This window comes from Colwellia psychrerythraea, from assembly GCF_000764185.1.
Taxonomy (GTDB): Bacteria; Pseudomonadota; Gammaproteobacteria; order Enterobacterales; family Alteromonadaceae; genus Colwellia; species Colwellia psychrerythraea_B.
Map to the genome: position 1 here is coordinate 18,873 of NZ_JQEC01000029.1, position 21,461 is coordinate 40,333.

The window sequence follows — 21,461 nt, forward strand, 5'->3', positions numbered from 1 at the left end:
TTAAGCCCCTTCATTTATTTGTGGTTGGGCAATAGTCTCACTGGAAAACAAAGCATCTAAATTATTAATTTCTTGCTCACTAATGTGACGATAATAAACACCTGCACCTTTATGGTTGGGCTCTGTCGTCATGCCACGAAGATATAAATAGTACACACCGCCAAAGTGTTGCTTAACATCGTAATTAACTAACGTTTGTTTTAAATAGCGGTGCAATGCTAATGAATAAATAAGATATTGTAAGTCATAATAATTTTTCTCAACATTATCGAGTAATGCATCAAATTGGTAATCTTGAAAGCTATCGCCTAAATGGCTTGATTTGTAATCACACAGGTAATATTTACCTTGGTACTCAAAAATCAAATCGATAAAACCATGCATCATACCGGACAGTTTCTTATAACTAGGTAACATCACTGGGTATTTTAAAGTACTGGTTAAAGTGCCGCCTGACATACCATTTGCTATGTTAGTTTTACTACGCTTGGCACTATTTCGGTGATCGGTTAGCAAATTTGCCAAGGCGTTAGTGCCCTCACCTTGCATAGGAAAATAAAACTCACTTTCTCGTAAAGTTTGATTGCTAGCGAGATCGGCCAAACATGCCGCTGGTTCATCATCAGAAGTATCATCAGTGATGTGCTTACTAATGAATGGTGCATGGAGCACATCTTCTAACCAGCCAATTAAATCCGCTTCGGTGAATGAAGTATCAATAGTGGCATTGAGATCACCGTAGGCTAACATTGGTTTTTCAAAACTCTCTTGCCAATCAGGTGCAGAAAAATCAGTGTGCTCTAAAATATCGTGTAATAAATTACCTGTGTGCGCACCTTTTGCCAATTTAAAGCAGATTTTCTCACTCGACTGTAAAGCCTCTATTTCAATAGCATTGGCTTCGATGGTGTTACTTTCGATAGAGACAGTATCTGTATCCCTGTCAGGGTTAGACACGCCGGCATGGCGAATATTACGACTTAACGCGGTGAAAGAGCTTAACCACCAATCTCGTTCTATTTTACCAACGAATTTACTGACAGCAAACTGTGGTATGTGTTGTTTACTACGCTGTGAGGTTAAAAGCGGTCCTGCTTCACTTTCAATGGGGCAATCAAGTGCCACTTCACGAATCCCTATAGCATGCTCAGCACTTGCTTTAAGTGCTTGTAACGGTTTAATAATACTTTCTTGATCTTGAATTTTCAGTGTTTTACCTAATGGCGATAAATGATAAGCATCAAACGCACAGCACAACACATAACATCGACGTTCAGCTCTGGTTATCGCCACATAAAGCAAGCGAATACTTTCGGCATATGCTTCATTGCTCATCGCTTTTTTAGCTTCTTTTGAGCCATCAAGGCTTAAACACAAATCACCCTTTTTATCGTGATATTCAAGATAACTAACAGATTTATTACCAAATTTGAGTGGGTCTTTATGACGCGTGGCAAAAGGAATAAATACATAAGGGTATTCCATGCCTTTTGAGCCATGCTGCGTAATCAAACGGATAAGGTCACCATCACTCTCTAAACGTAGCTCAGCTTCAACATCATTAGTTTCTAGCTGGCATTGTTGTTCAAACCAATACAATAGCTCTTGACCCTGGCTTAATCGTACGCTTGCCGCTTGTAATATTTCAAATAAATGCAGAATATTAGTTAAACAACGGTCTTTATTATTTTGTGGCACATCAAGCAAATTATGCATCAAATTAATCGCCATGGTGATAAAACCTTGTCGTTGCCATTGGCTTCGATAATCTACAAAAGCGAACTTCAATGTTTGATAAGCTATTTCATCTTGCTGTAGAAGGTGTAGTTTTTGAGCATTAAAACCTAAAAGGCCACATGATAAGGCCGCAACAAATAATCGTTCATTTTCAGGGAGTAAAACGCCTTTGAGTAAACACAATAATTGCTTAGCTTGCTCGGAATGAAATAAATTAGCTCTATCCGATAAAAACACACTATCAAGACCGGCTTTTTGCAAGGCATGTTTTATATCGCGTGCTTCAGCGCCATCTCGTACCAAAATGGCAATATCTTTTGGTTTAACCTTACCAATGCTTGATGTTTCTCCAGTATGCACTTTTGAGGACAACAAGGTTACAATTTCATTGGCACACCAGTTAGCCAGTATAGGACGACTACCTTGGCTGACTTTGTCACCTTGAGGTTTAGTGTCATCATCATTTTCTTTATGAGTAAAATGAATAAATTGCAGTGCTTTATCACTGTCTTGAACAACCTGCTCGCCAGCAGGTTGTGCCGATAGTGCTTCTTTAGATTTTTTGCCTGCTAAAACAGGAGAATAAGGAATACCAAAACCAAAGACACTCTCACCTTGTTGGCTCCTTGTTTTGTCAGGCAATAGTTCTTCAAGCAAAGGCTCTTCGCTCAAAGCATCATTATCCTGAGCTGACTCATTACGTTTATAAGTAAAAAACTGATTATAACCGGCAATCACCTCTGGCGTTGAGCGCCAATTAGTATCCATTAACCAGTGGTAATCACAACCGTTACGGGCATTTAAGTAGGCAAAGATATCGCCACCACGAAAACCATAAATAGCTTGTTTAGGATCGCCAATAAGAAACAAACCCGCATTAGCTTGTTTAGCGTTATCGCCATAATAAATTGATTGTAAGATACCAAATTGCTTAGGATCGGTATCTTGAAATTCATCAATTAATGCCACAGGGTATTGACCAAGTAACTGTAGTGCTAATAGCTTGGATTTAACATCACTTGAACTATCTTGGCTCAAACTATCATTACTTGAACCGCCGTCCTTTGAACTTCTTTCTCTCGGACTATCGGCGCGAAGACTATCACCGCGAAGACAAATAGCTAAGGTGTTTATCAAGTCGTCAAAATCTAATAAGTTAAGCGCTTGTTTTTGTTCAATCACTTGTTGCCTGATTTGGTAGATACCCGACTTCACGATGGCGTAAGCTTTAGCTTTATTAAGCTTGTTAGCTATTTTCTTAACTTGCTCTTTCACTTCTTTTACTGGCGTAAACGCTGCAAGTAATTCAGCTTTATAGGTCGAACGTGCATAGCGTTTACCATCAAAAAAACCATCAGGCATTTTGACTGTACCCTGACCAACTTCCATCAGTGATATTTCTTTACTGATGATGTTTTCAAGCCAAGACTGTAGTTGTGCCAACTCGCTACGCCTTTTATCTTGATCAGCGCCCTTTTTCACTAGTATTAAGGCATTTTCAAAGAGATCACTGTTGCTAGTTAAGTTTTCAAGGGCGAGTCGTACCAGTGCAACAAATTCTGCTTCAATATGTTCCACATCAATCACAGATAAACTGCTGGTATGACCTATGGCTTTACTAAAGCTACTTAAGAAACTATCAGGCGTCGCCCAAAAACTGGCAAGTAACATAAAACTATCATCATCAGTTTTGGCCAAACTGCGATACCAGTCTTGGCACACTTGTAACGTTATCTCAGAAGAGTTTGCTGCCATATTGGCATTAAAAGGTAAACCACTGGTAAAAGCATATTGACTCAATACCCGCTGACAAAAGCCATGAATAGTAAATATTGCCGCCTCATCTAAAAATAATAATGCGCGCTTTAATAGAAACTCTCGTTTTGTTTTTTCAATACGTTCATCAAGTTTGGCAAAAAAAGGATCATCTACACACAAGATATGCCAATCACTCAGCGCTAAGCGAATAAAAACATCAATACGCCCTCGAAGCTCTTGGGTAGCATCTTTGGTAAAGGTCATTAACAATATTTGTTCAACGGTTAACTCACGTTCGAGCAATAAGCGTAAATAAATACGGGTGATATTATAGGTTTTACCCGTTCCAGCACTGGCTTCAATCAGGTGTTTGCCCGTTAATTTGATAGTAGCCGCATCAAGGTTTTTCAGGGTTAATATTTCGCTAGGTGCTTTATTTAACTCAGGAGTATTAATTTTAGACATTATTTTTTCTCCTGTGTTGCTTTCGCTGCGGGTTTTGTTGATCTTTTAGTCGCTTGTTTAACGACAACTTGATATAAGTCCTGATAAATAAAATCGATATCAGCTTGATGTTCCTGATATTGCGGACACTCTGGCCAAAAGTAACTTAGGTAATCATCATCAGCCAAACCTCGGGTACTCATATCACCTGACCATAAACTTTCAAAACGTGCTTGGCTCATTTCAACCACTTGGCCACGCTTTTTAGTAAAAACATGCTCTGCTAATTCGCCGTTTAACAGTAAAGGTTGCTGTTGGCCTTTAAAAAAGAACTTAAGCAGGTTAATAAGTTTCGATTTAGCATCCAAAATGTTTGCCACGCTAAACTGCTCTACTTTTTGTGTTTTAGTATTAAAATATAAACCAAGTGTTTCAATCACCTGCTGTAGTTGTTCCAGTTTAATAGTGTCTTCATCTTTGTTTGTTGTATAAGAGGTATTTATTTCATTGGCAATAACTTGCTGCTGCCACACCTGAACAACAAGTTGTTGTAAGTACATAGTAAACTTGTCTTTTGCTTTAGCGCTTGAGCTACGATAGTGCACCAATAAATTACCTTTAACACTAAGCTGGGTATCCAGTGATACCTTGATGCCTTCTATCTGAAGTTCTAGGCTGCAATTTATAATTTCAGGATTATCACAATTAAGTTTGCATATTTCCTCACTAAATTGCTTAACATCTTGCTGGTAGTCCTTAAACAGAGTTGCTGTTGTTGGTAAGTCTGGAAATTTTCCTGACAAATGTGCACGGATTATTACTGGATCAATCTGCTCACTATTTAATTCAGCACTAAGTAAGTCTTGTCTCAATAAGTAACTTTGTAACTGATTAACACTAAATGGCTCAACATCTTCCAATAAGGTGTTGTTATTCTCAAAATATAAATTTAGCTGCTGTTGAGCAAAGGCCTTTGATGGGTGCTGGTAAAAACGTATTAATTGCTGACAAGTTAAGGATACTTCATCTATTTTCTCATTTGATGTTGCAGAGTGGTCTATTGTTAACGGTGATTTATTTGTCAGTGTTGCTGCATCGACTCCCTCTTCAGTCAAAATACTGTTTTGCCCGAGTGCTAGCCAGTGGCCATCAAAACTAGGCCACTTACCTTGATAATTGTTAACACTAAAAGCTTGCATGGCTAATTGGTATATAGCTGATTGCTGGCTTTCACTATTGTCTTCGTTATCACTTTCATCAACAACAAAGCTCCAGCCATAACCATGCGCTAAATATTCCATCAATTCTTTAAGCACGAGTGACGGCTGCTTTTCATTATTGTTCTTAATATTACGGCCTTGGTAGCTTAGATACAGTGAATGCCGTGCAGAAATAATCGCTTCAAGAAATAAGTACCTGTCATCACCACGGCGTGATCTATCTCCTATTTTAGCCTTTGACAGTGACATAAGATCAAAACCTAATGGCTGGCGTTGCCTAGGGAATTCGCCATCATTTAACCCCAATACCGCAATGACTTTAAAAGGAATACTGCGCATCGGTAACATAGAGCAGAAAGTTACCTGACCAACCATAAATTGTTTACTGGCATCACCTTGGCTAAAGTGTTGGCTTAAATAGTCAACAACAATAAGTAGTGAGATATCATCGTCAAAATTGGCATTGTGGCAATGTTCTACTAAGCCCGAAATTGCTTTTTCAATAACCATGAGACTGTTTTCATTACTGACATTCTCAGCATCTATTCGGCTAAATAGGTTTTCGAGTTGTTCAAGTAAAAAACTTTGCCATTGGCTTGCGCTGCGAGCTCGTTGTAAATTTTCGCTAAAGTATTGCAGTTGCTCGATGAAGAGCATCAGCTGACCTAGAAGTTCGCCATCACTACCTTCAACATTACTCAACAATAATTGCGCTTGATATATTTGTTCACTGTCACCATAAGCAAAACCACGCAGTAAACGTGACAAACCTTGTTGCCAAGTAAAAGCAGCGTTTGCTTGTTGTCCTAACAAGGTTTGTTTATGGGTTAAATCTAATCCCCAGTGCACTGTTGCTTGTTCAAGCCAAGCAGAAATTTTAACTAAGTCTTCTGAGTTAATGGCAAACTTACTCGCCATGGCTGGTAAGCGTAGAAACGCCAATAATTGTGACACGCCAAATCGACTATCGGGTAATGTTAATAATTCAGTGAATGCAGCGACTAGGGGATCGCTATCTTTTGCACTACGATCGGCAATTGAGCATGGCAATGGTGGTACTTCACCAGCAATATCTTGCCAACCTCGCGTAAATACAGCATTTACATAAGGCGCGTATTCTTCTATCTGCGGGCACATCACCAAAATATCTTTTGGTGTTAGACTTTTATCGTCGTTAAATTGATGTAATAAGTAATCATGCAATGCTTGCACTTCGCGCAGGGCACTATGACAACTGGTGATAACGATTGAATCATCATGCTGTGCTTTTTTAGGGTTAGCGACCTCACCTTCACTCTGAGGTCTTGCATCAGACAATTCAAGAATATCATTTTGCAGATGATGTAAAACACTTACCACCGGATCGTCGTCATTAGGCTGTGCAGATTTAGCTTGCTCAAACAATTCAACATCAATGGTACTGTACTCTTGTAACATTGACAGAAATTCACGGCCCTGCTGGCCTAGGTTGGCTAATAACGGATTACCGACAAAACTTTGTCCTTCACATTCCTCGGGTGAAACGCCATTAGACCATTGTGATAGTTTATAAAGGGCATGTTTTTCTTTCACTTCTTGTTTGTCGGTAATAATGTCTCCCCAATAAGAGAAACACGGATTAAGATGAAAGAAGTGCACTTCAACATGTTCACTCAAGGCATTAATAAAATCTAACCACATCGGCGCCATGGTATTTAAACCAAAGAAACTAATGCGTGGCGGAATAAGTGCTTTTTTGTCAGCAATATTCGTTATGGCATCATTGAGTAATTCCACCGGATTATAAGGTAACTGCTCAATTAACAACTGCCATAATTTGCCTTGCCATTTATGTTCACTGGTGGCGACACTCTCCAAACCCGGCAATTCAAATTTTCCTTGTTGCCAATTGTCTAACCACTGTGGTCTAAATATTAAATACTGCTCATATAAATCGGCTAATTGTGTTGCTAGTTGATAACGTTTTAACTGTGCTTGTTTATCTTCAGTATTAGTCGATCGTGCACCTATTTCATCACTTTCACCGCTTGCTACTTCACCGCGCCAATAGTGAGTTGCTTGACTAAAATCATCATCATCAACAACTGAATCTAAGGCTAAAAGTGCATGAATCCGCCAACAAAGCACTTCTCTTGAATAAGGTGATTGTTCAGGCACCTTATCTTCGCTAGCTAGTGTTCTAATTAACTTCCATAGGAATTGAGCCGGTAACGCGTAACGCATATTCATGCTAATACCACGTTCTTTAGCTATTGCTAAGTTAAGCCAATGCTGCATACCGGCATTTTGTACCACGATGACTTCTTGATTAAATACACCTAGGGGAGAAAGTTGAGAAATTTTGTTGAGCAAGAGCAACAAATTTTCCATTTTGTTGGCAGGATAAAGATGGATCAAGATAGTGCCTTAATTATAAATGACTATGATTGCCAGTAGCTAAAAATTGCTCATGATGATGTGAGAATAAAGGCAATGAAATTACTTTAAATTTAACCATAAGGCGTTAAAGAATACGAGTTAAATTAGTTGTTTATCTAAGTGAATTTTGGCTTCCCTCCCTTCGTCAATTACACTTTTTAACAAAGCTACACATTGTTTTGACATTTTGTCGACAAAACAAACACCGAATAAAATAGTGCAACTGGTTATATTAACTTCATCACATTGCTGCCAAATAAGAAAAAATGAATTTATATCAAACAAGCTTTGCAAGATCAGCGCAAAAGTTCCCTAATAATATTGCACTTTATACTGAACCTAACACCACAAACAATGACAGTGTAAAAGGCAATAAATCACAAGTTAAAACGTTTACTTACCAAGCTTTGTATGAACTAAGTCAATATTGGGCTAAAAGCATCCGTTATTATAATGATGGACAGTGCCCTGTAGCTATTTATGGTGGCCGACAGTGGCAAATGTACGCGGGTATATTAGCCATTCTTGCGAGTAATAATACTTATGTACCACTTAATATCAAACAACCAGCCAAACGTAATAGCAAGGTATTATCTGAAATAAACAGCAAGCTGCTACTGGTTGCGGAGAATGAAGATCCAACCGAGTTATTGCAGCAGATAAAACAGCCATTAGTTGTGCTTTATTTAGGTGTAAATACGCCGAGTTGGACATTGCATAACAAACACCATCAGTGTGTCAAAATTGACCATGCCAGTGCAAGCTTAGTCAACTCACCTACACCCACGGCCGTCAGCAGCACTGATATAAGTCAGATTGAATGTGTAGCAACTGAATCCAAAGATAAATTACAAACTGAAAACCCTTATGCATACATCTTATTCACTTCTGGCAGTACCGGCACACCAAAAGGCATTGCCGTTAGCCATAAAAACATTGTCAATCACCTGCAAAGACTCGATAAACTCTTACAATTAACAGCTAAGGATAAAGTCAGTCAGTTTTTTGAATTAACTTTTGATTTATCCGTACATGATATGTTCAGCTGCTGGCACAAAGGCGCCGCCCTATATGTTATTCCCAGTGAACAACTTATCTGTCCCATGGCCTTTATTCAAAAACACCAATTAACTGTTTTTTCAGCCGTTGCTTCAGCTTTATCTTTTATGGATAAAATGCGCTTACTAAAACCACAGCAATTACCTAGCTTAAGACTGAGTTGTTTTGGCGGTGAAAAGCTTCTCACCAACCAAGCGCTAAAGTGGCAAAAATGTGCCCATAATAGTCGAGTAATAAACCTCTACGGGCCAACGGAATGCACAATTACCGCTAGCTATTTTGAATTAAGTAACAAGCAACAAATAACCTCAGCATCCGTGCCTATTGGTCAAGCTTTACCAGGGCTAACGGCCATATTGATAAATGATAATAAGAAGATCACTACCCGCAATACCTTAGCTGAATTATATCTTGCAGGGGATCAACTTGTTGACGGTTATTACCAAGACCAAGAGAAAACAGCACAAGCTTTTATCATCCTAAAAAGTCCGTTCGTTAAAACACCAACACGTTTCTACCGTACCGGCGACATTGTTTATTATGACGAGCAAAAAAACATTGTTTTTCATGGCAGAAATGATCACCAATTTAAGGTCTCTGGTTACCGCGTCGAAGCTGCTGAGATTGAGACTGCCATTGTTAGCTTTTCAACCGATGTATCTTGGTGTGTTGTTTCTACACAGGTAGAAGACAGCGGTAAGACTAAGATCATAGCTTTTATTGAATACAATAAACACTCAACATCATGTGCTAGTGCCGATTCAAACTTAGCGACTCACCAAAAAGTTATTACTGAACTCAGGAAACATTGCTTACAACATTTAGCGGCGTATATGGTACCTGATGAGTTTAACCTGCAGCCACTTTTACCGCGGAATATCAGTGGCAAAGTAGATATCAAAGCACTGCTTAGCGACAACCATAGTGGCAACAATGCTGACAGTAACTCAGGTAACAATACCGGTATTGTTACCTACAATAATACCGAAAAAAAGACCGAAAAAAATATAAGCCGCACTAATAAGGAGATAATATAATGTTAATACAACAAAGTATCATTCATTTCATTGAAGAAAAGACTCATTGCCCGTTAATAGATTTAACTGACAACTTACTTGGCACATTAAAGTCATTCGATTTCATGTTGCTCATGCTCGAACTTGAAGAAAAATTCAACTTGAAACTACCCTTTGAGCAGGCACTTGCTACTAACCTACGACAAATAGGTGAGTTTATATCTTGGGTTGAGCTGCACCATGAAAGTTGATAACGCTGGCAAGTTGAAAACCAAAACTATTACCCATTCAAAACTAACGTTAATAAAACAAAAAACATCGAGTGTTTTAATCAAGTTATTGGTACGAGCATTAATGACACTAACGAGAGAGCGACGCAAAAAAATAATAACTAAGATAGGAAAAACAATATTACGTTTTGCTAAAAAAACCAGAAATCGTGCCATAAATAATATTAGCAAAGCCATGCCAGAGCTCAGTATTAAAGAGGCAACTCAATTAGCCTTTGACGCTTATGGTAATTGTGCATTTGGTTTAGCTGAATCATTTTGGTTATCACAAGTTGAGCCTGATATTTTTTGTGATGAAGAAACTTTACAAATTTTGCAATCAGGAACCGGTGCTTGTATTGCCACTATGCATATTGGCTGCTACGAGGCGGTACCGCTTGCGGTGGCTAAATTTGCCAAACCATCAGTAACCCTAACTAACATACCGGACTTTTTAGAAGACGCGATTGACTTTTATTCCGACGTTAATATTACCGCCATAAATAAAAACTCTGCTAATGCCTTTAGTGAGTTATTAACAAGGGCGGGCAACAATGCTTATATTTCTTTGCATTGTGATCTTTACGCCAATCAAACTGAAGTCAGCTTCTTTGGACAAAAAACTAAAGCCCCAGCAGGAGTAGCTTTACTCGCCAAGATGACTAAAAATCCGTTATTACTTGCCTACGCGGTTTATCAAGACGATGGCCAAGTACAAGTGTTTTTTGAAACGTTAAAAGATGAAAGATCCGATGAACAAATGTCAGAGCCAAAAAATGAGCAATCTGTTGAGCAAGTCATGGCAAAAATTTACCAACGCTTTGAGAAAATAATCAGACAATATCCAAGCCAATGGTATTGGTCATATAACCGTTGGAAAAACTAATCATCATGATAAACAATAAAAATAGTCTAGAAAAATTACCAAGCGATTCTTTAAACAATTCTTCAAATATAACCACAATATCTTATCGCCGACTTATCACTTATTATCTGCTACACAAAAAACTTATTTGCATTGCCTTACTAGCACTAAGTTCATTTAGCTTGGTTGATGCCGGAATGATTTATTTTGTCAAACCCTTGATTGATCAAGGTTTAGGTAAAGCAGATAGCAGCACATTACAACTAGGCGCTTTATTAATTATTGGTATATTTTTATTACGGGGTTTAACAAGTTTTACCTCTAATTACGCAATTGCCTACGTCAGTAGCAAGGTGACTTATCAAATAAGGCAACAAGCTTTTAATAAATTATTATATTTACCCAGAGCATTTTTTGATAACAATAGCCGTGGCAGTCTTATTGCCAAATTAATCTATGATAGCGAGCAACTATCGCAGTCCTTTGCAAGTGCTGTAGTGGTGGTCATCAGAGAATCTGTCATCATCTTAGTCTTATTAACTATGATGTTTTACAACAGTTGGCAATTAACACTCATTTTCTTGGTGATAGCGCCGATAATTGCGTTAATCATTAATAAGGTATCGAAGCGCTTTAAAATCATTAGCCGCAAGTTACAAACCAGTATGGCAGATGTCAGTCAAGCTACAGAGCAAGCGATTCTAAATCAACAAGAAATAATATTACTCAATACTAGCGGTGAAATAAGTAATAAATTTGAGGACATCAATAACCATAACCGACAACAAAATATGAAACTGCAAGCGACAAGTGCGATAAGTAATCCAGTCATTCAACTTATAGCTTCGTTTGCTATTGCTGCGGTACTACTACTTGCCAGTAATGAACAAGTGCTTCAGCAATTAAGTCCTGGCACATTCACCCTTGTGTTAATTGCCATGGGTTCATTGCTTAAGCCCTTAAAGCAACTCAGTAATATTAATCAATATTTACAAAAAGGTTTAACCGCAGCGGACAGTATGTTCAGCTTTTTAGATGAAAAAGAAGAACATGATAGTGGCACAAAGCAATTATTGTCACAATGTTCAACAATCACCTTTAAGAATTTATCTTTTACCTATACAGGTAAGAGCCAACCGGCATTAAAGCAGTTTTCGCTTCAGGTAAAAGGTGGTACAAGTGTTGCGTTTGTCGGTGAATCTGGCAGCGGTAAAAGTACCCTAGCCCGCTTATTATTACGTTTATATCAATCGCCTGCGCAAAGTATTTTCATCAATGATATTGCCATTGAAAAATATAACTTAGCCTCACTTAGGGCACAGTTTGCTTATGTATCACAAGATATTGTTTTAATAGACGATACCCTAGCAAATAATATTCGTTTTGGCTGTAATCGCCAGGTATCAAATGAAGAAGTTGAGCAAGCAGCATTTGATGCCAACGTGACAGTTTTTGCAAATGAGCTTGCCTTAGGTTTGAATACACAGGTAGGAGAAAATGGTCGAAGTTTATCGGGAGGGCAACGACAGCGAATTGCCATTGCGCGTGCAATTTTACGTGATGCTAGCATTATCATATTAGATGAAGCAACTTCCGCTCTAGACAACCATAGTGAACAGCATATTCAAGAAGCCTTTACTCGTTTATGTAAAAACAAAACCTTACTGGTTATTGCTCATAAGTTATCAAGCATCAAAAATGTTGATAAAATAGTGGTGATCAATCAAGGAGAGTTGGTCGAACAAGGTACGCATACAGAACTGCTTGCTAAAGCAGGTTATTACCGAACAATGCACACTAGAGATTTAAGTTAAGTTAACTATTAATTCAAATGCCAACAGGCTATTATTTTAAGGAACATTCCTGTTGGCAAACGTTAAGGTTATTTAATAAAGTCTAAATGCTGTTGATAAAAATCACCTAATAAAGGTACCTTATATTCATAGCCTTTTATGGCGCAATAAAGTCCTGTTGCCCAAGCGAAAAGTACCCCTATATTCAGAATCCAGCCCACTAAAGGAATTAATGACAGAATAGCACCGGTGATAATGAGGCCCAACGATTGACGCAGGTGAAAGCTAGCCAATGATGATTGATGTTTATCGTAGATAACCATTGCCACCACCCAACCAATTAAGGTGAAATAGCTGATAACCGCCACCAGAGTTGCCATTTTATATCGTTCAGCTAGGCTCATTTTCTTTTCAAAAACATTGTCATAATCACGGGGAATATTAGGCATAACAGACACTCCATAGCTAATAGCAAGCTAATTGATGAAACAAACTGCCAAGTTTTTAGCATAAATACTCACTTAAATATTTCCTTGGCCTTAAGTTAAATTTAGGAAAAATATTGCCATTGAACAAGTGGCTTTAATTCACTACTTAGTAAAGTAACCGCTAATTGTTTCAATTTTATGAATAAAGGAGAGATAAATATTTTATCTCTAATTTTTCAATAGATGGATAAAATGTTGATATTGTTGCTTCATTGTTAAGGTAAGTTTTTCTTGTTCACTTAACGATAACGTTTGGTAGCATAATTGATTATAACTAGCGCTTAAACGAGTAAATACAATGGCTAACTCTGGACATTGTTGCCTTACCTGCTTAGAAAAATCATTTACAGTCATGGCGACAGGCTTATTTATGCCCTGCTTTGCTAACTTAGTAATGGCTTTGTGATAGATTTGTTGCCATTTAGCTAATGGTAGCTGTTTTCGCTTAGTACTATTTAACAAGTGCAAAAATAACATTAAAATGCTCATGCTCAAGACTAATGCACTAGCCATTATTAACGCTAATTTCCACGAAAGCATCTCGCCAAACAAGTTTTTAAATAAGTTATATTGCTGCTTGGTGCTAAAACCTATCACCCAGCGTGTCCATTGATAATCAAGGGCATCTAATTGTAAGCGCAAAGTATTTAGCCAAGCTGTATTTTTCATCCGATATAAGCTAAAAAAGTCATTATTAAGTGTCGATTGCTGTTGCAGTAGCTGTGATGACCAGCCAGATTCTACCCGTTGGGGGTCAACAGCACTGGTAGGATCAATACGTAACCAACCTTTATTGGCCACCCATATTTCAGACCAAGCATGGGCATCATATTGATAAATACTTAAATGCCCTTTGTTAACTAAATTACCATTATTGTTAACACCATTAAATTCGCCGCCTAAATACCCCGTAACCATACGCGATGGAATGCCCGAAGCACGCATTAAGAAGGTAAAAGCACTGGCATAATGTACACAAAATCCCGCTTGGGTATCAAAAAAGAACTGATCAAGACTGTTATTATCAAGTAATGGTGGCTGTAACGTATAAGCATAATTTTCTTTGTTTATCAGCGTTAATACTGCTTTTGCTCTCGCTTCTATATCAACATAATTATGTTGTAATTGCAGTGCTAATTGCTCAAGCCTTGGATTACTGCCCTGGGGGTAATTTAAATTAATTTGTCTACTATGCTTCGATAATTTCAGTGATAACGGCGCCGTTAAATAACTGGTTAATTGATAAGACTTAGTCTGAGTGATAATTGTTGAGCTATTGAATGTGAATCCTGCCTGAGCTTTAACAGCACTTTTATCGCCTGCAATTACTGCTGGCGCTAAGGCAAATAAATACTTTTGGAAACTAGGCGCTACAGTGACTTGATAATTCAACGGTAAAACTTCAGTTTCACTGGCATCAAAACCAACGATATTAGTTTGCTGCCCCTGATTTTTATTGTTTGTCGCGTTATTTTGCCTTGTCCATTGCCTGCCATCGTAGTCTTCTAACACCATTGCACGCCAATATAGCTGTGAATAAGCAGGTATTTTTTGTTGACCAAAGTCGGCTCTAAAAGCTAATTTAGTTGAACGAGTTAAGTTGGCTATATCGCCAGGTTTGACTGTGTCCGATAAACCAGTTTCTGCCGACTTTGCTAAAGGCACTTGCCAAAAAGGTGATAACCGAGGAAAAATTAAAAAAAGTACTACCGCCAAAATAGTACTTTGACTAAGCAAGGTAACAACCACTTTAATATCCGTCGCAAAAGTTTTTTCGAATGAAAAATACTGCATTAATACCGCTAAATTTAGCACCAGTAAGGCAACAATTATTAGAGTAAAGAATAAATCTTGTCGAAAAATGAGTGATGCCGCTAAGACAAATAGACCCAGTAGCAGGAGTTGATAAAAATCACTACGCTTTCTTAATTCGAAGGCTTTAAGCACATAAGATAAACATAATAAATGCAGCATACTCACAAGTATACCAACTTCCTTGGCTGTTAAAATAATGGCTAAGCAGCCCAGTAACGCTATAAATCCCAATATCATTGGCGATATATTAGTTACTTGTTGCTCTTTATGCCGCCTACCTTGAGAATTACTTTGCAAGTTCTCAATATTTTGTTGATTGATGGGCCTTACACTGTTCCTGCTTTGATGAAGTAAAAGTGCCTGCCATACCAGTGATAAAGAAATAATAGCTAACATCCAGGTACTTAGCTCTAATGCAATAACAGCAATATTTAAACATTGGCATAACCATAACAGCCATGCATTTTTTCTACTTAAAGAAAATTTACTGACATTATTGCCTCTGCTTTTAATTTTACGCTTACCTTTGCCTTTCTCTTTTAAAAGAGTAGCTGACGCTAGCTGTTTAGTTTTATTGTTAAAAAAACTCATGAATATAAAGCCAAGGCAGTTAAACACTCTTGTTGGTGCTTAAAGCCAGAGTTAGGCTGGATATTCATTGCTTTATTAGCTGTTTCAGCAGAAAGATCCAAACCAAAATTTTGATTTGTAGTTGATAGTTCACCAATAAGAAAACTTAAATAAGCCAACTGTATTTCTAAGTTGTTACTGGGCATCTCGCTTAATTTTAACCACTGCAATTGACTTGTGCTTGCTTGATAATGTTTTGAGAAGTGCCCTTGCCCTTTTGCTAATTGTTTCCATGCGGTTCTTGCTCTCGATTCACCTCTAACAAAGCTCTTTAATTCAGAAAAATCGTCGGTACCTACAATATTGCTACTTTGAAAGCTTTCCATACTGGCTTCATCGTGGCTTGAAGACAATTGATATTGACCAGCAATTAAACTCTTCGCTTTAGGATAGATGATGGCGTAGTGGCCAAAATTTAACACTGTTTTACTTTTAAAAATTCCGAGGCAGTACTCACTATAAATGGTTATCCTTCCTAAATTGTGCCGTCCACGCTTTGATGATTTATAGGCGAGTGTTAATTCTTGCTCACCCTGTTTGCAATGCAGTAAAGTGACTATTTGGCTGTTTAACGTGCGATCGCTAAAGTGGACATTAATATCATAATGATTTTTTTTAGCCATTATTTTAATAGAAAAATTTAAGGGCTCTTCAGCATAACCTTGTTGTTTAGCTCGACTATAAAAACGTAATTGTGAAAAATTATAAAAGCTATGCAGCATGACACTAATAAACAAACTGGCCAGTAAGTAGCTAAGCAATAAAATAATATTATTTTGATAGTTAGTACCTAATAAAAAAACCAATATCACAAAACCTAGGTACGCCAAGCCAAATCGAGTTGGGTAAATCATGATATTACGACTGTTTAGTTGATGTTCAGATTGGCTTGGGATCCGTCGAGCAAGCCAACGTTCAAAGTTTTTTTGAAAAAATTTTCTAATCCATTTAGCCAATGAAAGTCCTGAAGTTGTCGCCATAATTTTATCCGTTGCCAATCGGCTTAATAACCAAGGGGATTTAGTACATCAACACAATTTAGTATCTGCTGGGCAACAGAAGAAGCACTTTGATTGGCATCGAGTTGTTGGCTAGGTTGCATTTCAAGCCTATGCTGGCAGACCACATAAAATACAGCTTGTACATCATCAGGTAAAACATAATCACGATTATTAATAAAAGCCATGGCTTTTGCTGCTTGTAATAATGCTTTTGTTGCTCTGGGTGATAGCGGCTTACAACTGATTTCAACCTCATCCGCTCCATTATTATGTCTTTGGCCAAAGTTGTTGCTATAAGCGCGTCTACTTACGTGACTTAAAGCGATAATATATTCTATGACGTCATTGGATACATTCACTCCGATAACAGCTTCTTGCATGGCAATAAGCTGTTCTTCAGTAATAACTGGTTCATTATCCGTCTTGCTCTTCCCTTTGTTCTGGGATGCTCGCTGAGTTGTAGATAATAAAATCTGTTTCTCTGCTTTTAAGTCAGGAAAACCTAGAGATAAACGCATCATAAAACGATCCAGTTGTGATTCTGGTAGTGGATAGGTCCCTGCGTGAAATAGAGGATTCTGCGTAGCAATGACAAAAAATGGCATCGGTAACTCATGGGTAACCCCATCAATACTCACTTGCTGCTCAGCCATAGCTTCCAACAGTGCACTTTGTGTTTTAGGACTTGCTCGGTTAATTTCATCAGCAAGCACTACTTGATTAAAAATAGGGCCTTTGTGAAGTTCAAAAGCATTTTTTGCATTATCAAAAATTGAAAAACCGACCACATCAGCCGGTAATAAATCATTGGTAAACTGAGTACGCTGATAACTTAAACCCAGTGTAGTTGCTAACACATGGGCCAAGGTAGTTTTACCCATACCAGGTAAATCTTCTATTAATAAGTGGCCTTGGGCAAGTAAACAGGCAAGTGCTAATCGACACTCTTTGGGTTTACCTAATACTACGGATTCAATTTTATTTAAAATGGCAGTGATGGACTGTTGACTGGCTTGAATTTTATCGATAACTGGCGGCGTTTGCGGCATAAAAAAACGTCTAATTTTAAAGAGTTAATTAGACGTTTTATCATGAATTGACACTAAAGGGAATTGCTAGCCTTTAATATTTCGGCGGTTAACAACAGCTTCATTTAATTGACTTAATAATTGTTCAGTATCTGGCCAGCCAATACAGGCATCAGTAATACTTTGTCCATAAACTTCAGCTTTACCATTGACCAAGCTTTGATTACCTTCAACTAAGTGGCTTTCAACCATAACACCAAAGATATTATGGTTACCTTGACTGACTTGTCCGCTTACATCTGTAGAAACCAACATTTGATTTTCAAATTTTTTGTTTGAATTGGCATGACTAAAATCAATCATCACCTTGGTGTTCAACTCAGAGCTCGTTAATTGCTCAGTCACAGCATTAACACTTTTTGCATCGAAATTTGTCGTTTTACCGCCACGTAAGATGATATGGCAATCACTATTACCTGTGGTTTCAACAATTGCAGCATGACCAAATTTTGTTACCGATAAAAAGTGATGTGATGCCGCCGCAGAGCCTATGGCATCGATGGCAATCTTGATAGTGCCATCAGTACCATTTTTAAAGCCTACCGGACATGAAAGGCCTGACGCTAATTCACGGTGAACTTGTGACTCAGTAGTGCGAGCACCGATTGCTCCCCAGCACATAAGATCAGCCATGTATTGTGGGGTGATCATATCTAAGAATTCACCCGCAGTTGGTAAACCTAGATCATTTAACTCTACTAATAACTTACGACCTAAACGTAAACCATCATTTAGTTTAAAGCTGTTATCCATATAAGGGTCGTTGATCAAACCTTTCCAACCAACAGTGGTACGCGGTTTCTCGAAATACACTCGCATAACAATTTCTAAACTATTTTTGTACTGTTCACGTAATTTAACTAAACGCTGACCATACTCAAGTGCTGCTTCAGGGTCATGGATAGAACAAGGACCAATAACCACAAGTAAGCGGTCATCTTTACCCTTTAAGATATTGTGAATAGCAGTTCTGCCGGAAACCACTGATTTGGTTGCTTGCTCTGACGCAGGAAATCGCTCCAATAAGGCGATTGGTGGTAATAAGTCTTTTATTTTATTGATGCGTACATCGTCAGTTTGGTACATAGTTGGCTCTCTTCACTGCTATTTCGTTGCTTATTCATGAGTATTTATTACTTACATGAATGTTAACGGTACAAAGTTATATTCGTTTTACTTTTAGTCTTTGTTTTGAACTAAGTAAATTAACTTTTGTACCTTATTATTAATTCCTAATTAGAATCCCATCGACAATCTAGCAGTGTTACTGGGCTAATGCCACGAAAAGTTGACGATAAACTGCATTTATTAGAATGTTTATTCTAATACCTCACAAATCAGCTAATGCATAGCGATTACTTAAGCAAGGCATGGCCTTCAGGAAGTTGTTTTGCTATCCAAAGTGCCAGTTTATGTTTCATGTTCGGCTGATCTTCATTATCAACCGCTAATGGTTGAATAAGCTTATCGCTGACCAATAATCGATAAAGGCTTTCTATTTTATCCTTGGCTGAATTAGTAGCCGCAAAAGCACTGTAACCACGATTAACTGCATATTTTTCACCAATCGTTAATGCTTTTTTTAGTAATTCAGCTTCATTTTTTAATTTTTTCATCAAGTATTGACCTATTTGCTTTGTTAATAGCTATTACCATGCGTTAAAAGACCTTGGAACACAAGCTTAAAATATGGCTACCGGTTGCCTTTGGCCTGAACAATAATCAACCAATAAACTATTAACAAACAAAGAATTACAACTTTCATCTCTTTGCTGACAATTCTATTGATTTACATCATAAAGGCCTTTTAAAAGCCTCGCATAATTACCGTCATAAACTTGTTTATTCATTGACTAATATCAGGTGGAACTATGCCAATATCAGAGCCTTATTGAACAAAACAGTGAAACCCCATTTGAAAAGCTCTATCAGTATCTTGTTGATAAGTTTTTTGCCATTAACGATAAATTTTCACTTGAAAGCGCACAATTTATTGCCAATGATAAATTTTCTCGTGTACGCTTTAGTCCTGATAAATTTACTGCCCAAACGAAACAACAAGTACTATTTTTATATAACCCGAAATACCACACTAGCCGTAACACTTTTTTTAATGGTGCTATTAATGCTTAGTTATAATCCACAACATACAAGCTGTGGTTATACCTGTAAGTGGAATTTGGCTAAATTAGTAGACAGTGTGCAGCTTATTTTTGTTGCCAGTGAGTTAGATAAAAGCAGTCATGGTTACGGTAAGTTTGTTAATGAAATAGAACTAGCGTTACGTGCATTTTCTAAAAAATTTGATGTAGTCGCTAAGCAAGAAGAAATGATGGTTAGATTACATCAACATGTGGGTTTTCAACTTGCTTATGCTGGGCTTAGTAACACTTTGAGTAATACCCTGTACTTACTTATTAGCAGTTAATATTTAATCTCCATTAAATGTTAACTGCTTTTTTGTAACAATCTATCCTGCAATTTCTTATATTTCCAAGTGTTTTTCCCGTCATCAATGATATTAAGGGTTATACTAATAAGCACATGGCTTACGCTTTCTGAGGTTAGTATGTTTTTAAAAAATAGAAAAAATGGTGATATGGTTGATGTTGATACTATTCAAGATTTAACTAATTTGTATCATGATAAAGTGCTAGGTTGCTATCAAGTGGGCGAAGAGGTGCAAGACCCTCAAGAGTTTGCAAAAGCAGAATTAACTTTTTTATCCGGCGAAGACCTACCCCGCTGTTGGACTGATCCAAATTACCGAGTCCGAAAATAAGCTAGTGCTATTAATTGATGATGTTATTGAGCGTTTTATAGGTCGAGTTATTGATAGTCCAAGGAAAAGGTAGCCCTACCTTTTCTGGTCTCATTATTTGACATGCCATCGCTTTTATTGAAATATCACCTTCTCGCCCAATAAATCACCTCTTGTTCAGTCAAAAACTGTTCGGCATATTCTCCTTGTAAAAGTGCTAGGGTTGCTAAAATCCCTGCTTGAATACATTGTGGCGCTACCGCGGTAATGGACCGTGGCGCATCTATTATTGGCCAACCTGTTTTCGCATTTAATACATGACCATAACGAACCCCGTCTTTCATTAGGTATCGCCTAGAATCCCCGCTGGTGGCCAATGCCCCTTGTTTAAGGGCAACAACCATATCTTGCGGTTGGTCAAGTACATCACTTTCAGGGTTTTCAATCGCTACCTGCCATGCTTGCTTATTATGTCTTGGCCCGGTGACTGCTATATCTCCACCTAAATTGACCAAAATAGGCTCATCAGTTAACAGTTTTGCTAATAATATGCAGCGGTCAACGGCATATTCTTTACCTATGCCACCAAAATCTAATTCCATGTATTGTGGTAAGGTTATACTTTGTTGATCATAAATAACTTTTGTCCAATCCACTAACTTAGCCTGTTTTTTAACTTCTGTTGCACTAGGGAAGTTTTTACACTCACCGCTTAGGCTATCAAAAGCCCACACTTTTCTTAGTACACCTGAGGTAATGTCAAACAGTCCATCACTTAATTGATAACATTGTTCTGCAAAATTAAGCAATAAATAAGTTTCTTCATCGATTGCATTTTTCTGGCCTTCACTGCTATTTATTTGGCCACAAATACTTAAGCTGTCATAACGACTGTACTTGTCTTCAATCCGCCAAACTTCATTACTAACACATTGAGCAACTTTTTTAGCTAAACTTTTGTTTTGTGTTTGAATTATCACTTCGCATGGACTGGCCATAGCATTAAAATTAATGTTATGGCCATGCTTTTTATGCTCTATTTGAACCGAACGTGTTTTATGCATATTGATGTCAAAAACAACTCAAGGTCAGTAGATAA

At 37.7% G+C, this 21,461-nt stretch carries 16 protein-coding genes; 7 read left to right on the forward strand and 9 right to left on the reverse strand.

Annotated elements, in window-relative coordinates; translation table 11 throughout:
• Both GAB14E_RS11560 and recC read right to left on the reverse strand, forming a co-directional pair.
• On the reverse strand, positions 1–3,960 hold the full coding sequence (locus GAB14E_RS11560; RefSeq protein ID WP_033082378.1) for a UvrD-helicase domain-containing protein: 3,960 nt from the start codon (positions 3,958–3,960) through the stop codon (positions 1–3).
• On the reverse strand, positions 3,960–7,556 hold the full coding sequence (gene recC, locus GAB14E_RS11555; RefSeq protein ID WP_081967808.1) for an exodeoxyribonuclease V subunit gamma: 3,597 nt from the start codon (positions 7,554–7,556) through the stop codon (positions 3,960–3,962). The genes GAB14E_RS11560 and recC overlap by 1 nt, the downstream gene beginning before the upstream one ends.
• Before the next feature lie 287 nt (positions 7,557–7,843).
• On the opposite strand from recC, the gene GAB14E_RS11550 reads away from it, so the two are divergent.
• The 4 genes from GAB14E_RS11550 to msbA are packed head-to-tail and all read left to right on the forward strand — an operon-like array spanning position 7,844 to position 12,600.
• Positions 7,844–9,673: an AMP-binding protein gene (locus GAB14E_RS11550; RefSeq protein WP_033082380.1), complete on the forward strand. Its 1,830-nt coding sequence runs from the start codon at positions 7,844–7,846 to the stop codon at positions 9,671–9,673.
• A complete protein-coding gene (locus GAB14E_RS11545) occupies positions 9,673–9,903 on the forward strand; it encodes an acyl carrier protein (RefSeq protein ID WP_033082381.1) in 231 nt (76 codons plus the stop codon). Before GAB14E_RS11550 ends, GAB14E_RS11545 begins: the two co-directional genes overlap by 1 nt.
• The gene (locus GAB14E_RS11540) at positions 9,893–10,807 is read left to right on the forward strand and encodes a lysophospholipid acyltransferase family protein (RefSeq protein WP_033082382.1); all 915 of its coding nucleotides are present in this window, start codon (positions 9,893–9,895) and stop codon (positions 10,805–10,807) included. The genes GAB14E_RS11545 and GAB14E_RS11540 overlap by 11 nt, the downstream gene beginning before the upstream one ends.
• Positions 10,808–10,812: 5 nt before the next feature.
• Positions 10,813–12,600 carry a lipid A export permease/ATP-binding protein MsbA gene (gene msbA, locus GAB14E_RS11535; RefSeq protein ID WP_052093679.1) on the forward strand — a complete coding sequence of 596 codons (1,788 nt, stop codon included), beginning with the start codon at positions 10,813–10,815 and terminating at the stop codon, positions 12,598–12,600.
• A 68-nt stretch (positions 12,601–12,668) separates the two neighbouring features.
• On the opposite strand, the gene GAB14E_RS11530 is transcribed toward msbA, so the two are convergent.
• The 6 genes from GAB14E_RS11530 to GAB14E_RS11505 form a co-directional block, all read right to left on the reverse strand.
• Positions 12,669–13,028, reverse strand: coding sequence for a DUF4870 domain-containing protein (locus tag GAB14E_RS11530; protein WP_033082383.1), 360 nt, complete (start codon positions 13,026–13,028; stop codon positions 12,669–12,671).
• Positions 13,029–13,235: 207 nt separating this feature from the next.
• Positions 13,236–15,473 carry a transglutaminase TgpA family protein gene (locus GAB14E_RS11525; protein ID WP_033082384.1) on the reverse strand — a complete coding sequence of 746 codons (2,238 nt, stop codon included), beginning with the start codon at positions 15,471–15,473 and terminating at the stop codon, positions 13,236–13,238.
• The gene (locus GAB14E_RS11520) at positions 15,470–16,492 is read right to left on the reverse strand and encodes a DUF58 domain-containing protein (RefSeq protein ID WP_033082385.1); all 1,023 of its coding nucleotides are present in this window, start codon (positions 16,490–16,492) and stop codon (positions 15,470–15,472) included. Before GAB14E_RS11520 ends, GAB14E_RS11525 begins: the two co-directional genes overlap by 4 nt.
• Positions 16,493–16,515: 23 nt before the next feature.
• Positions 16,516–17,562, reverse strand: a complete 1,047-nt coding sequence (locus GAB14E_RS11515) for an AAA family ATPase (protein WP_052093680.1) — start codon at positions 17,560–17,562, stop codon at positions 16,516–16,518.
• A 66-nt stretch (positions 17,563–17,628) separates the two neighbouring features.
• The gene (gene aroG / locus GAB14E_RS11510; RefSeq protein WP_033082386.1) at positions 17,629–18,687 is read right to left on the reverse strand and encodes a 3-deoxy-7-phosphoheptulonate synthase AroG; all 1,059 of its coding nucleotides are present in this window, start codon (positions 18,685–18,687) and stop codon (positions 17,629–17,631) included.
• A gap of 269 nt (positions 18,688–18,956) precedes the next feature.
• Complete coding sequence (locus tag GAB14E_RS11505; protein WP_033082387.1) at positions 18,957–19,217, reverse strand: DUF5062 family protein; 261 nt, start codon at positions 19,215–19,217, stop codon at positions 18,957–18,959.
• 247 nt (positions 19,218–19,464) lie between these two features.
• Here GAB14E_RS11505 and GAB14E_RS25305 point away from each other — a divergent pair, with 247 nt between their 5' ends.
• The 3 genes from GAB14E_RS25305 to GAB14E_RS11490 all read left to right on the forward strand — a co-directional run bounded on the left by GAB14E_RS25305 (position 19,465) and on the right by GAB14E_RS11490 (position 20,383).
• Positions 19,465–19,734, forward strand: a complete 270-nt coding sequence (locus tag GAB14E_RS25305; protein WP_033082388.1) for a DUF3083 family protein — start codon at positions 19,465–19,467, stop codon at positions 19,732–19,734.
• Positions 19,727–20,029: a DUF3083 family protein gene (locus GAB14E_RS25310; protein ID WP_033082389.1), complete on the forward strand. Its 303-nt coding sequence runs from the start codon at positions 19,727–19,729 to the stop codon at positions 20,027–20,029. Before GAB14E_RS25305 ends, GAB14E_RS25310 begins: the two co-directional genes overlap by 8 nt.
• A gap of 141 nt (positions 20,030–20,170) precedes the next feature.
• Complete coding sequence (locus GAB14E_RS11490; RefSeq protein ID WP_033082390.1) at positions 20,171–20,383, forward strand: acetyltransferase; 213 nt, start codon at positions 20,171–20,173, stop codon at positions 20,381–20,383.
• A gap of 125 nt (positions 20,384–20,508) precedes the next feature.
• Here the strand turns inward: GAB14E_RS11490 and GAB14E_RS11485 are convergent, their stop codons facing one another.
• Positions 20,509–21,426 (reverse strand): FAD:protein FMN transferase, encoded by a 918-nt coding sequence (locus GAB14E_RS11485; protein WP_033082391.1) that lies wholly within the window; start codon positions 21,424–21,426, stop codon positions 20,509–20,511.
• Between the last annotated feature and the right edge of the window lie 35 nt (positions 21,427–21,461).

Excerpts from the sequence above, each read along its gene's own strand:
- GAB14E_RS11550 (WP_033082380.1), top strand. The coding sequence starts at position 7,844 with ATGAATTTATATCAAACAAGCTTTGCAAGATCAGCGCAAAAGTTCCCT.
- GAB14E_RS11505 (WP_033082387.1), bottom strand. The coding sequence starts at position 19,217 with ATGAAAAAATTAAAAAATGAAGCTGAATTACTAAAAAAAGCATTAACG.
- GAB14E_RS11520 (WP_033082385.1), bottom strand. The coding sequence starts at position 16,492 with ATGGCGACAACTTCAGGACTTTCATTGGCTAAATGGATTAGAAAATTT.
- GAB14E_RS11515 (WP_052093680.1), bottom strand. The coding sequence starts at position 17,562 with ATGCCGCAAACGCCGCCAGTTATCGATAAAATTCAAGCCAGTCAACAG.
- aroG (WP_033082386.1), bottom strand. The coding sequence starts at position 18,687 with ATGTACCAAACTGACGATGTACGCATCAATAAAATAAAAGACTTATTA.
- GAB14E_RS11545 (WP_033082381.1), top strand. The coding sequence starts at position 9,673 with ATGTTAATACAACAAAGTATCATTCATTTCATTGAAGAAAAGACTCAT.
- GAB14E_RS11560 (WP_033082378.1), bottom strand. The coding sequence starts at position 3,960 with ATGTCTAAAATTAATACTCCTGAGTTAAATAAAGCACCTAGCGAAATA.
- GAB14E_RS11485 (WP_033082391.1), bottom strand. The coding sequence starts at position 21,426 with ATGCATAAAACACGTTCGGTTCAAATAGAGCATAAAAAGCATGGCCAT.
- GAB14E_RS11540 (WP_033082382.1), top strand. The coding sequence starts at position 9,893 with ATGAAAGTTGATAACGCTGGCAAGTTGAAAACCAAAACTATTACCCAT.
- GAB14E_RS11530 (WP_033082383.1), bottom strand. The coding sequence starts at position 13,028 with ATGCCTAATATTCCCCGTGATTATGACAATGTTTTTGAAAAGAAAATG.
- GAB14E_RS11525 (WP_033082384.1), bottom strand. The coding sequence starts at position 15,473 with ATGAGTTTTTTTAACAATAAAACTAAACAGCTAGCGTCAGCTACTCTT.
- GAB14E_RS25310 (WP_033082389.1), top strand. The coding sequence starts at position 19,727 with ATGCTTAGTTATAATCCACAACATACAAGCTGTGGTTATACCTGTAAG.
- GAB14E_RS11490 (WP_033082390.1), top strand. The coding sequence starts at position 20,171 with ATGTTTTTAAAAAATAGAAAAAATGGTGATATGGTTGATGTTGATACT.
- msbA (WP_052093679.1), top strand. The coding sequence starts at position 10,813 with ATGATAAACAATAAAAATAGTCTAGAAAAATTACCAAGCGATTCTTTA.